General features: G+C 49.8%; 12 protein-coding genes. 3 read left to right on the top strand and 9 right to left on the bottom strand.

The features are described 5' to 3' along the window. Positions 1 to 59 precede the first annotated feature (59 nt). From ntrC to dusB, 3 genes are read right to left on the bottom strand one after another with little or no spacing between them, the layout of a single operon-like run. Complete coding sequence (gene ntrC / locus SAR116_RS01120; protein ID WP_013045089.1) at positions 60 to 1,499, bottom strand: nitrogen regulation protein NR(I); 1,440 nt, start codon at positions 1,497 to 1,499, stop codon at positions 60 to 62. Next, positions 1,499 to 2,671, bottom strand: a complete 1,173-nt coding sequence (locus tag SAR116_RS01115) for a two-component system sensor histidine kinase NtrB (protein ID WP_013045088.1) — start codon at positions 2,669 to 2,671, stop codon at positions 1,499 to 1,501. The genes ntrC and SAR116_RS01115 overlap by 1 nt, the downstream gene beginning before the upstream one ends. Positions 2,672 to 2,676: 5 nt before the next feature. Next, complete coding sequence (gene dusB / locus SAR116_RS01110; RefSeq protein ID WP_013045087.1) at positions 2,677 to 3,663, bottom strand: tRNA dihydrouridine synthase DusB; 987 nt, start codon at positions 3,661 to 3,663, stop codon at positions 2,677 to 2,679. Between the two features lie 275 nt (positions 3,664 to 3,938). Between dusB and ispF the strand changes: the two genes are divergently transcribed. The 3 genes from ispF to SAR116_RS01095 are packed head-to-tail and all read left to right on the top strand — an operon-like array spanning position 3,939 to position 6,189. Then, a complete protein-coding gene (gene ispF / locus SAR116_RS01105; protein ID WP_013045086.1) occupies positions 3,939 to 5,213 on the top strand; it encodes a 2-C-methyl-D-erythritol 2,4-cyclodiphosphate synthase in 1,275 nt (424 codons plus the stop codon). Next, positions 5,210 to 5,695: a phosphatidylglycerophosphatase A family protein gene (locus tag SAR116_RS01100; RefSeq protein ID WP_013045085.1), complete on the top strand. Its 486-nt coding sequence runs from the start codon at positions 5,210 to 5,212 to the stop codon at positions 5,693 to 5,695. The genes ispF and SAR116_RS01100 overlap by 4 nt, the downstream gene beginning before the upstream one ends. Beyond that, positions 5,692 to 6,189, top strand: coding sequence for a CinA family protein (locus tag SAR116_RS01095; RefSeq protein WP_013045084.1), 498 nt, complete (start codon positions 5,692 to 5,694; stop codon positions 6,187 to 6,189). Before SAR116_RS01100 ends, SAR116_RS01095 begins: the two co-directional genes overlap by 4 nt. 16 nt (positions 6,190 to 6,205) lie before the next feature. Here SAR116_RS01095 and SAR116_RS01090 read toward each other — a convergent pair whose 3' ends face one another. From SAR116_RS01090 to pdhA, 6 genes are read right to left on the bottom strand one after another with little or no spacing between them, the layout of a single operon-like run. Next, positions 6,206 to 6,655, bottom strand: coding sequence for a type II toxin-antitoxin system RatA family toxin (locus tag SAR116_RS01090; protein ID WP_013045083.1), 450 nt, complete (start codon positions 6,653 to 6,655; stop codon positions 6,206 to 6,208). Continuing rightward, positions 6,655 to 7,608, bottom strand: a complete 954-nt coding sequence (lipA, locus tag SAR116_RS01085; protein ID WP_013045082.1) for a lipoyl synthase — start codon at positions 7,606 to 7,608, stop codon at positions 6,655 to 6,657. Before lipA ends, SAR116_RS01090 begins: the two co-directional genes overlap by 1 nt. A gap of 53 nt (positions 7,609 to 7,661) precedes the next feature. Then, on the bottom strand, positions 7,662 to 9,074 hold the full coding sequence (gene lpdA, locus SAR116_RS01080; protein WP_013045081.1) for a dihydrolipoyl dehydrogenase: 1,413 nt from the start codon (positions 9,072 to 9,074) through the stop codon (positions 7,662 to 7,664). A 34-nt stretch (positions 9,075 to 9,108) separates the two neighbouring features. After that, positions 9,109 to 10,422: a pyruvate dehydrogenase complex dihydrolipoamide acetyltransferase gene (locus SAR116_RS01075; RefSeq protein WP_013045080.1), complete on the bottom strand. Its 1,314-nt coding sequence runs from the start codon at positions 10,420 to 10,422 to the stop codon at positions 9,109 to 9,111. A gap of 2 nt (positions 10,423 to 10,424) precedes the next feature. After that, entirely contained in the window at positions 10,425 to 11,825 is a 1,401-nt protein-coding gene (locus SAR116_RS01070) for a pyruvate dehydrogenase complex E1 component subunit beta (RefSeq protein ID WP_013045079.1), read from the bottom strand. A gap of 2 nt (positions 11,826 to 11,827) precedes the next feature. Continuing rightward, positions 11,828 to 12,898 (bottom strand): pyruvate dehydrogenase (acetyl-transferring) E1 component subunit alpha, encoded by a 1,071-nt coding sequence (gene pdhA / locus SAR116_RS01065; protein ID WP_013045078.1) that lies wholly within the window; start codon positions 12,896 to 12,898, stop codon positions 11,828 to 11,830. Positions 12,899 to 13,056 lie beyond the last annotated feature (158 nt).

Below are 13,056 nucleotides of genomic sequence, written 5' to 3'. Positions count from 1 at the left end.
ATCCTGCAACCAAGTTCTTGGATGAACGTCCATCAAAATATCTAACATAACCTAACACGTCATCGTCCTGCCGTAATACCAAGTTCTTTGATTTTCTTACGAAGCGTATTTCGGTTCATGCCTAGAATATCAGCTGCCTTGACCTGATTACCCCGTGTAATTTCCAACGTTGCCGTAATCAGTGGTAATTCAACTTCGCGCAAAATACGTCCATATAGTCCTGGGGCAGGCAACCCACCTTTCAAAGCATCAAAATAGCGCCTTATATGCGCATCAACCGACTGCGATAAATTATCGCTTTCCTGATGTTCTTCTTCACCTTTATCATGCTGGGACAATTCTGTGGCTACGGCATCAACATCAATGACATCTTCGTTATGTAACACCAAAAGTCGGTGCACCATATTTTCTAATTCGCGTACATTTCCTGGCCAGTGCCATGTTTTCAACAATCTTTTTGCATCCGCCGAAAACACCTTGTGAGGCAAACCATTTCCTGAAGATTTAGTCAAAAAATGATTAACAAGCGGCGTGATATCTTCCAAACGGTCACGCAAGGGTGGCAAACGCAACGGCACAACATTCAATCTATAGAAAAGATCCTCACGGAACAGACCTTGATCCATCAGATGTTGAAGATTCTTATTAGTCGCTGCAATAATCCGCACATTCGATGTCACTGGCATCGTCGATCCCGATGGCACATAGGTCCCGTCCTGTAAAACCCGAAGTAGGCGTGTTTGCGTTTCCAGAGGCATATCACCCACTTCGTCAAGAAACAAAGTGCCACCAACCGCCTGCTCAAAACGTCCGGGGTTGATCATGCTTACAATCGCCGATTTGTTTTCAACACCGAATAGCTCGGCATCAACATTATCATGAGGAATTGTTGCCAAATTCACAGCTATAAAAGGATTTTGTCGTCGGTCACCAAGGTCATGCACAGCTTTCGCAACAAGTTCCTTACCTGTGCCACTTTCACCTGTTATGAGGACAGTCAGGTCTGTACTAACAACGCGCGCCACCGCCTTGAAAATATCCTGCATCGAACGAGACCGCCCAACAAGCGGCCCCCCGTCCTCAAACTGCGGTGGCATCACGCTTCGTGGTGCGCCAGAAGAGCCTGAAATAACGGAAAAAGCCCGTGCGACGACATCCACAAGGTTGCGCAATTCAAATGGTTTTGGCAAATATTCAAAGACGCCAATCTGCTGGGCTTTTACCGCTGTTAGTAAGGTTGATCGCGCACTCATGACAATGACCGGCAAATCTGGCCGTTTTTCTTTGATACGCGGCAATAAATCCAGCGCATCGCCATCCGGTAAGGCGACATCAGTGATCAGAACATCTCCTTTACCAGCTTCAATCAGCTTCCATAGTCCAGACGCATTGCCACTGGAATGCACCGTATATCCCTGACGCGCCAACGCTTGCTGGACCACAAGCCGAACCGACTTGTCATCTTCAGCCACCAGAATATGTTTTTGCTTCTCAGCCATTATATAGTCGTTTCTTCATTCTTGGTTATATGCAAAGCCTGCGCAGATGTTGTAGCAGGAAAATTGAGACGGAAAACAGTTTCTCCGGGAACAGTTTCAACCTCCATCAACCCCCCATGATCAGCGATAACGCTTGCCACCATCGCCAGACCAAGGCCGCTACCCCCTATGCGCCCTGAAACAAATGGGTCAAATAAATGATCACGAATATCTTCGGGGATACCTCTGCCATTATCAATAACCTCGACCTGGATCGGCACATGTAATTGTCCAGCAATCGATGCTGATGATAATCGTCGTCCAGGCGCATATGATGTTCTTATAATTAATTCACCATTTTTATCAGTAGCTTCTGATGCATTCTTAATAATATTAATGAATGCCTGAATAAGAAGATCACGATGCCCTTCAACAAAAGGCAGAGACGGGTCATAAGCACGTTTCATGTCAAGATGAACGCCATATGAGGCGGCCGCCAGTTCTAAACAGTGATCAAGCACTTCATGAATATTGACACTTGTCATGACCACACTGGCACCACCGGCAAAGCCTTCCATACGATCCAGCAGGGCTGTAACCCGATCTGTTTCCTCGACAATCATGCGTGTTAGGTTGGTCTCACTGGCTTCAAGATCAGCCTCCAGCAATTGTGCCGCCCCTTTGATACCGGCCAATGGATTTTTAACTTCATGTGCCAGCATCGCCGCCATTGATGTTACCGAACGGGCAGCGCCGCGAAACAAGGACTGTCCACGCAACCGTTCAGCTAGAGCGCGTTCCTGCATAGTCACCAGCAAAGACCCATTATTTTCAAAAGGTGTGATTTGAACATTGACCAGCTTATAGCCCACCCGTGGCCCAGCTAGCTCAAGCCCCTGATCGGCAACTGAACGGTTCTGGTCTCGAGCCCGGCTTAACATTGAAAATAGCGGGGAATCTGATGCTATAAAGCTCTGCAAGGCCTGTGCAAAGATTATTGACTGGCTCGATTGGAAAAACATCTCAGCCGCATGGTTCAAAAATTGGAATTGATTATCACGATCCAGAACAAACACCGGATTGGGCAAACTGGCCAGGATTTGACTTGCAACGGGGTTACCTTGCACATGCCGCGCATCATGGTTGATCCCGAAATCATCATCACTTTCAAAATTACTGGCGTTACCTGACATGATGCTTATGCTGCCTCTTGCTCGATAAGTGCTGCAAAAAAGGCATCAACCGCGGCAAAGACCTCTGTGCTATCGGTCGTGTTATTGGCCACGTCACGTAATTCTGCTGATCCTGGTAAGCCGTGAGCGTACCAAGCGATATGTTTACGGGCAAGGCGCATCGCCGCTGACCCGTAATGCGTAAGCATATCCTCAAGATGCGCCAACATGAATTGATGCCGTATGGCTATACTAGGCTCCGGGCGCACTTGTTGCCCATTCAAAAGATCGCCTGCTTGTGCGACAAACCACGGCCTGCCCTGCGCACCCCGCCCGATCATGACGCCTGCTGCATGGCTATGGTGTAGCGCCATACGCACATCATCTAGCGTGCGGATATCACCATTCGCTATGACCGGAATAGAAACCGCAGCAACAACTTCACCTATTTTCTGCCAGTCAGCACTGCCTGTGTACATCTGACAGCGTGTGCGCCCATGCACGGCAACCATGCGGATACCAACATCTTGGGCTATCTTTGCCAATTGTGGAGCGTTAAGAGACGCATCGTCCCAGCCGAGCCGCATTTTAAGCGTTACAGGTATATCGACAGCTTTGACCACCGCGTCAAGAATTGCTGCCGCATGATGCTCATCCCGCATTAAAGCCGAACCCGACTGTTTTCCCGTCACCTTTTTAGCTGGGCACCCCATATTTATATCTATGATGCTGGCGCCAAGATCTGCACTGACTTTTGCCGCATCAGCCATCACTGATGGCTCCCAGCCAGCCAGTTGAATAGAAAGCGGGGCTTCGGTAGCGACTTCGGTTTTCAGCTTCCGCATTTCAGTTTTGACTTCGGCAAGCATAGCCGCACTGGCGATCATTTCAGTGACTACAAGACCACCACCCGCACGGCGGACAGCACGGCGAAAAGGCCAATCCGTCACGCCTGACATTGGTGCCAGAATGACAGCATGCGGCAAATCAATATCACATAGCTGAACAGCCACTTATGTCTCCATCACCAGCAAAGTCACATAGTGTAATCTGCCTGAAAATTAAGCAGATTTGAAATATCGCCTAAAAAATAAGCATTGTTAGATTATGTTTATCGTGATCCTCTGCGTAAAGCAAGAAAAGCCTCAGAAACGCCTCAGAAAGGCCTGTATAAACGCCTGAATGATCACGATGAAAACCCTTGTTAAGCACCACATATCGGCATGTCCTGCGCAACATCAGAAAAAGACATAGACAAGCAGGTCCGCTTTGGTGATAAAGCTTAATCATGTCTGATTTTGCGCCCACATCCGCCTCTCCGACTGTTGCTGCCATTATTGTTGCGGCTGGTTATGGACAGCGCATGACCGCGCCAGATAAGCCGCAGAGTGAAAATATTCCCAAACAATTCCGTCAATTAGGTGGCAAGCCGGTGATCTGCTGGTCACTTGATGCCTTTGCCCAACATGAAAATATAACCCGCATCATTCTGGTTGTCGGCCAAGGACAGGAAGCGCACGCACTGGCGATCATTAACCAGCATCACAGTAAGCATTCTGAAATGGTTACGATCGTCAAAGGTGGCGCCAGCCGCATGCAGTCTGTCCGCAATGGCATGGCTACACTCTCAGACGCTGGTTTTGACGGTCTTGTCGCCATTCACGACGCCGCGCGCCCGCTTTTACAACAAGGCACTCTTGACGCGTTGATAGGCAAACTCGCCATCTCATCAGCAAAAGACGTGGCTGGCGTTATTCCTGTCTTGTCTGTCTCTGATAGCCTGAAACAGGTCAAAGATAATCTGATCACAGATGTCATTGACCGGGACAAAGCCAGCGCGGCGCAAACGCCACAGCTATTTCACTTTCAACAGATTGCCCCATTATACGACAATCTAGCACATGAAAATGTTACCGACGATGCAAGTATTGCCATGTCGGCAGGGTTGAATGTGGCAACTATTGCGGGTTCAAGGTCACTTATGAAGTTGACCTATGAAGACGATTTCACATTTCTGGAACATCTTTCCCGCGCCGCTGGCAAGGGACAAAATACTGGATCGCTTATGGATATACGACTTGGAAACGGCTTTGATGTACATAAGTTTGGCGACACACCCGGCCCTATTACCCTTTGCGGCATAAAGATAGACAGTGAATTTGGGTTAACGGCGCATTCGGATGGTGATGTTGGCCTGCACGCCTTATGCGATGCGCTTTTTGGGGCATTAGCCGATGGCGATATCGGATCACATTTCCCGCCCAGCGACGACAAATGGAAAGATGCCGATAGCGCCAGATTTTTGCATTATGCGGTTGAAAAATGCCACAATGCAAAGGCGACCATCATGCATCTTGATCTGACATTGATATGTGAATATCCAAAAATCACCCCACACCGTGACGCTATGCGAAAGCGGATAGCCGAAATCACCGGGTTGGACATAAGCCGGATTGCGGTAAAAGCAACAACATCCGAAGGTCTCGGTTTTACCGGACGCCGCGAAGGCATCGCCGCACAGGCAACCGCAACCATCTGTTACAACAGTGCTGAACCATCATGACATCGAATAATATCTGGCATCAGATTGCCACATTAGGCCCTATAGGGCATATGCGCCCTGCGCCCGGGACATGGGGATCACTTGCGGGCGTGATCAGCGGGGTTGCTTTCATAAAGCTATCACCCTACCTGCTTGAATTTGCAATTCTGATTGTCATTTTCATTGGAATCAAGGCTGCTGATATCTATTGTCGCGATACAGGTAAGAAAGACGCACCTGAAGTGATCATCGACGAAGTTGCCGGGCAATGGTTACCGCTTCTTGTTATTCCGAACGATCTAGGCTGGCCCGCATATTGCGCATGGGTTGCGCTTGCCTTTGCTCTGTTCCGGTTCTTTGATATCACCAAACTTGGCCCCATAGCGATGGCCGAAAAGATTGCAGGCGGCACTGGTGTCATGGCAGATGATCTTGTCGCTGGCGTTTTTGCAGGGATTGGTGTTTTGACATTCTATCACCTCTGGCAGGGAATAGCTGTATGAGTGCCATAACAAAAGATATCAATGCACATGCGCAAGCTGTTATTAAAACAGCGCAAGATCAGAATGTGATGATTGCGTTGGCTGAGTCCTGTACTGGCGGTATGGTTGCGGCCAGCTTAACCGATATTGCCGGATCATCAGCCGTTTTCGACCGCGGCTTTGTAACCTATAGCAATGATGCCAAAATGGATATGCTTGGTGTTACAGGCGAGACGCTTAAAGCGCATGGCGCCGTATCATCTGAAACCGCCATCGAAATGGTGACGGGTGTTCTCAAACAGGCACCAAAATCAATGATCGCTATATCGATTACAGGCATCGCTGGCCCTGGTGGTGGCAGTACCGACAAACCAGTCGGGCTTGTCTATTTCGGCATTCAAACACGCGACAAGCCAGCGCAATCTGTAAAACAGATTTTTGAAGGTGACCGCGCAAACATCCGCAATAAAGCTTCATTTTTTGCATTAGATTTAATTATTAAGAAATTGAAATAATTTAATTTAATTTAATTTAATTTAATTTATCAGATTTACTATATAATTCATCAGCGCGCGACTCGAACGCGCGCACCATCCGGCGTACAGCCTCGGTAAATAATGTTTCTATAACTGATTGCAAAAGACGCGAGTTAAATTCGAAATCAACATAGAAATCGATCTCACATCCGTCTTCATGCGGCAAAAATCGCCAGTTATTTGTAAGGTGCTTGAATGGCCCTTCGGCATACCGCACGTTAATTTCGAGCGTGTCAGCATCAAACTCTACATAGGATGTGAAGGTCTCACGGAACATGTTGAAGCCGATGATAAGATCAGCAGCTAATTCATGTTCAGTTTGTGATTTTACCCGTGCGGCCAAACACCACGGCAAAAACTGAGGGTACTTCTGTACATCAAGAACCAGAGCATAAAGCTGTTCAGGCGTGTGTGACACCACGCGTTTTTCAGCATGAACCGTCATTAGGCTGTGGCAAGCGAGGCGTTTCGTGCGTTTTGCAGGGCCGCAAAATCGGCATCAGCGTGATAGGATGAACGGGTAAGTGGTGTCGATGACATTAAAAGAAACCCTTTGGCCTTGCCCTGTTTTGCATAACGCGCGAATGTTTCCGGCTCAACAAACCGATCAAGTGGGGCGTGTTTTGGTGTTGGCTGTAGATATTGGCCGATGGTCATAAAGTCAACATCGGCAGTGCGCAGATCATCCATTATCTGCCCAACTTCTTCATCGGTTTCACCAAGACCAACCATGATGCCTGATTTGGTAAAGATCGACCCGTCTAATTCCTTTATTTTTTGCAGGATAGACAGCGAATGAAAATAACGAGCGCCAGGACGAATGGTCGGATAAAGCCGCGGCACCGTTTCCATATTATGGTTGAACACATCTGGACGCGCTTCGGCGACAATTTCCAATGCCCCGTCCTTGCGCAGAAAATCAGGGGTCAGAACTTCGATTGTGGTGTTGGGCGATGCCGCGCGGATCGCCGAAATGGTCTGGGCAAAATGCGTAGCCCCGCCATCGTCAAGGTCATCGCGGTCAACCGATGTGATCACCACATGCTGCAACCCCAGCTTGGCAACGGCTGATGCAACATTTTCAGGCTCATGCGGATCAAGCAGATCAGGGCGACCTGTAGCAACGTTGCAAAAGGCACATGCTCGCGTACATACCGAACCCAGAATCATCATCGTTGCGTGCTTTTGCGCCCAGCATTCACCAATATTAGGACAGGCCGCTTCTTCACATACGGTTACCAGATTCAAATCACGCATCAAGGCACGTGTTTCCTGATATTCAGCTGAAACTGGAGCCTTTACACGCAACCATTCAGGTCGACGTGGCTGTGGGCGATCCTCGTTACGTCGCTTTTCTGGATGCCGTGTAGCACCTTTCGTGTGATTGACCTGGGGCATGGAACCTACCTTGCATATGACTTTTATTAGAGGTCGATATTATAATCTCTACCCTACATGTGGATAGCGCGGCCATAGGCGTCAAGGACTGACTCATGCATCGCTTCAGAAAGTGTTGGATGCGGGAAGATGGTTTGCATCAATTCCGCCTCGGTGGCTTCCAATGTTCGGGCGATTGCATAGCCCTGAATCAGTTCGGTTACTTCGGGTCCGACCATATGCGCGCCCAGCAATTCTCCGGTCTTTTCGTCAAAGATTGTTTTGATAAGCCCCTGATCGTCACCCATCGCAATCGCCTTGCCATTGCCGATAAACGGAAAACGTCCAACCTTGATCTTATGCCCCGCTTCTTTGGCCGCCGCTTCGGTCATGCCGACTGATGCAACTTGCGGGCGACAATAGGTACATCCAGGTACCGCCCCTGCCCCAATCGCATGGACATCCTTTTGACCAGCGATTTTTTCAACGCAGATGATCCCTTCGTGACTGGCCTTATGTGCCAGCCATGGCGGCCCTGTCACATCGCCAATCGCATAGATACCGGCCTCGCCAGTTTCTGCCCATTGATTAGTTGTGATATGGCCGCGATCGACTTTGACCTTGGTGCCATCCAGACCCAGATTTTCGGTATTGCCAATAATGCCAACCGCCAGAATGGCGCGATCAGCCGTTACGGGTTCCTGCGTCCCGTCAAAGGTCGCGGTAACGCTTTTCCCGTTGCTTTTCAGCGATGCCATCATGACACCGGTTATCACCTGCATGCCGCGTTTGACAAAGGCCTTTTGCACGATTGCCGAAATTTCGGGATCCTCGACCGGCAGAATACGATCTACCGCCTCAACCAATGTCACCTTAACGCCCATATCATGATAGAAGGACGCAAATTCGGAACCGATTGCCCCTGACCCGATAATGATCAAGGATTCTGGCATGGACTCCGGAACCATCGCCTCTTTATAGGTCAGGATGGTTTTGCCATCCGGCGTGATGTCGGGCAATGACCGCGCCCGGGCGCCGGTGGCGATAATCACATGCTTGGCCTGCAGTATTGTGCCATCTGCCAGCGTAACCGTGCGTATATCGCCCTTTTTGGCACCAATCTTGGCTTCAGCTTCGAACACCGTAACTTTGTTCTTCTTGAGCAGGTGCGACACCCCCATCGACAATCGTCCAGCCACCTTACGCGAGCGTTTGACCACTGTTGGTAAATCGATACCGACTTCGCCCGAAATGGTGATGCCAAATTCCTTCATCTCATCGATCGAATGGCGTAATTCAGCCGCACGCAATAACGCCTTGGTCGGAATACAGCCCCAGTTCAGACAGACACCACCAAGATGTTCACGCTCAATAACAGCGGCTTTCATGCCCAGCTGTGATGCACGGATCGCTGCGACATAGCCACCAGGGCCACCACCAATCACGATAATATCAAAAGACTTAGTGTCAGATTTTGTTTCAGCCATTTTAATCCCTCAAAGCCGGTATTCGTGACAGAATTTACAGCAACATCGTTACCGGATTTTCGACAAAGCCCTTAAAGGCCTGCAACCATTCTGCACCTACTGCACCATCAACTGCACGGTGATCGCAGGACAAGGTTACCGTCATCATCGTCGCCACACTTAATGCACCGTCAATGACTACCGGACGCTGTTCGCCCGCGCCGACTGCCAGTATTGCGCCCTGTGGCGGATTAATCACTGCCGCAAATTCGCGCACCCCGAACATGCCCAGGTTAGAAATGGTAAAGCTACCACCGGTAAATTCTTCCGCCGCAAGCTTGCCATCACGCGCACGCGTAGCCAGATCGCTGCTAATGGTTGACAATTCAGACAGGCCTTTGCTTTCAGCGGCCCAGATCACCGGCGTAACCAGACCGCCATCAACCGCCACCGCCATGCAGATATCGGCATTATGGAACAGGCGTGTGTTGTCACCTTCCCATGAGGCATTCGCCGCTGGTACCTTCATTAGAGCCATTGCCGCCGCCCGGATCACCATATCATTGACCGAAATCTTGATCCCCTCGTCTGCTAGTGCGTTCAGCGCCTTGCGTGATTCGAGTAGCGTGTCAATATTGCAATCAATCGTCAGATAGAAATGTGGGGCTGTCTGTTTGGATTCCTGCAAACGCGATGCGATGATCTTGCGCATCTGATTGTTCGGCACCAACGTGCTCGCCCCTTTTTCGGCAGACGACGTAACAGCCCGTGACGGCGCGGTGGTCGCAAGCGATGCCTGCATCGATGCTGGCGCGCCCTCAACATCACGCCGCAAAATACGACCATGCGGGCCACTGCCGGTCAGGCTAGCCAGATCAACGCCCTTATCCGCCGCTATGCGCCGCGCTAATGGGCTTGCAAAAATACGTTTCGTATCCGCGCTAGTGCGCGGAGAAACAGGTGCTGGCTTGGATGTGTCCATAGCAGGCTCTTGTTTGGTAGCGTCATCTGCGACCGCTTCTTTTGCGGCAGATCCGCTTTCTTCACCCGCGGCATCTTCTTTGGGCGGAGCGAGTTTTGATGCGGCTGGCTTTGGCGATGCCGATGACACAGTGGCAACATCTTCACCATCTTCAGCAAGTAAGGCAATCACCGTGCCCACAGGTATATTTTCGGTTCCGTCAGCCACTGCTATTTGCGCCATTTTACCATCATCAACAGCTTCAACTTCCATAGTCGCTTTATCGGTTTCAATTTCGGCGATCACGTCCCCTGAACGCACATCATCGCCAACAGCCACCATCCATTTTGATAATGTGCCAACTTCCATCGTGGGGGATAAAGCTGGCATTTTGATTTCAATAGCCATGATTATGCTCCCTTAAAGCCTTCGCATGTGGCAAACGCCGTCGCGACGATATCATCCACCTGCGGCAGTGCTAGTTTTTCAAGGTTGGCGGCATAGGGCATCGGCACATCCTTGCCAGTCACACGGGCAATTGGTGCATCAAGCCAATCAAAGGCCTGTTCCATAACCTGCATGGCCAGTTCCGAACCGATACCCGCAAAAGGAAAGCCCTCTTCGCAGGTCACAAGACGCGATGTTTTCTTGACCGAGGTCACAATCGTATCGATATCAAGTGGGCGAATGGTGCGCAGATCAATCACTTCGGCGCTGATGCCCATTTCGGCTAGCGTATCCGCCGCCTGCAAAGAGCGTCCAACCATGATTGAAAAGGCAACCAATGTTACATCACTGCCTTCACGAACGATTTTGGCCTTGCCGATCGGCACAGTCCAATCATCATCATCTGGCACATCAAAGGACTGGCCGTACATAACCTCATTTTCCAGAAAAATCACTGGATTGGGATCGCGGATGGCTGATTTAAGTAGGCCTTTGGCATCCGCCGCTGACCATGGTGAAACCACCTTTAATCCCGGACAATGTGCGTACCAGCTTGCATAACATTGCGAATGCTGGGCAGCAACGCGGCTGGCGGCACCATTTGGCCCCCGAAACACAATCGGACATCCCATCTGCCCACCTGACATATATAATGTCTTGGCGGCTGAATTGATGATCTGGTCAATGGCCTGCATGGCAAAGTTAAAGGTCATGAATTCAATGACCGGACGCAATTCACCAAAGGCCGCACCAACCCCAAGACCGGCAAAGCCCTGTTCGGTAATAGGCGTATCGATGACACGACGGGCACCAAATTCATCAAGAAGACCTTGCGTAACTTTATAGGCACCCTGATATTCAGCAACCTCTTCACCCATGACAAATACATTTTCATCACGACGCATTTCTTCGGCCATGGCATCACGCAAGGATTCACGAACCGTGATTGATGTTGATGCGCCTGTCCATTCGGCTTCTGCAATAATCACAGGGGCGGCAGGTGCATATGGCGTTTCAGACGGCATATCTGCTGTTGGTGCTTCTGCACTGGTAGATGATGTTTCAGCTGATGGCGCCTCAGAAGGTGTCGAGCTGTTAGACGGCGCAGCGTCTGCCGCATCACCCTCTTCAAGTAAAACAGCGATCGGCGCATTCACGGCAACATTTTCGGTGCCTGCCGCAACAAGGATCTTACCCAGCGTGCCATCATCTACTGCTTCAACTTCCATTGTCGCCTTATCGGTTTCAATCTCGGCAATCACATCACCAGAGCGAACATCCGCCCCTTCTTCAACAAGCCATTTGGCCAAGGTTCCAGATTCCATCGTTGGCGACAAAGCAGGCATTTTAATTTCTATTGCCATGATTATGCCTCCACCGCGTCTGTTGTTTCGGATGGTAAAGGCAGTAATATGTCGGTGAATAATTCCGAAGCATCCGGTTCCGGGCTTGTCTGGGCGAATTCAGTCGCGTCAGTCACAATGGCCTTTACCTCAGAATCAATAGCTTTCAGCTCTTCATCCTTCACATTCTGATTTTGTAATATTTCGCGAAGCTGATCGATTGGATCATGTTGCTTACGCATAGTATCCACTTCTTCGCGGGTACGGTATTTTGCCGGATCGGACATCGAATGACCACGATAACGATAGGTCTTCATTTCAAGGATATAGGGGCCTTTGCCTGAACGGCAATGATCTAGAGCCTCAAGCGCTGCAGCGCGGACAGCCAGCACATCCATACCGTCAACCTGTTTGCCAGGAATACCATAGGCCATGCCGCGATCAGCTAGCGCCCGGCCAGCCGCCGCACGGGTAACCGCGGTACCCATTCCGTATTGATTGTTTTCAATGATGAACAGGCACGGCAAGTCCCATAAGGCCGCCATGTTAAAGCTTTCATAAACCTGACCCTGATTGACTGCACCGTCACCTAGATAGGTCATGCAGACGTTTTTCTGGCCTTTATATTTATGCGAAAAAGCCAGCCCAACACCGATAGGCACCTGCGCGCCAACAATGCCGTGGCCACCAAAGAAGTTCTTTTCACGGCTGAACATATGCATCGATCCGCCTTTTCCACGCGAATAGCCACCCTCACGACCAGTCAACTCAGCCATGACACCATCTGCCTCCATGCCACAAGCCAGCATATGTCCATGATCGCGATAAGATGTCACTACCGTATCGCCTTCCACCGAGGCCGATTGCAAACCAACAACAACAGCTTCCTGACCGATATAAAGATGACAAAAACCACCAATCTGACCCATGCCGTACATTTGACCTGCTTTTTCTTCAAAACGTCGGATCAGCAACATATCGCGAAACATTTTAACCAGATCATCCGTTGCCGGCATATCATTCACACCGGTTCCAACTGACTTGGGCGGCCTTCCTGGGCCTTTTTTCCGTTTGCTTTCAGTTTTAGTGGCCATCTTAAGCTCCATCTTAATTGGTCGCGTTCCCCCGCTACCGATAAGCATGCAACAAGTCGGTTGCGCCTCACAGTATAAACACTAAGATTTAGCCAAAATGAGTTTTTTGCAACTATTTTATTATCTTGATTTTATTATATTTTATTTGAATAAACCGT

The sequence above is a fragment of the Candidatus Puniceispirillum marinum IMCC1322 genome (assembly GCF_000024465.1).
GTDB lineage: Bacteria > Pseudomonadota > Alphaproteobacteria > Puniceispirillales > Puniceispirillaceae > Puniceispirillum > Puniceispirillum marinum.
The sequence above is the reverse complement of the archived record's forward strand: the minus strand, read 5'-3'. Positions and strand labels throughout refer to the sequence as shown.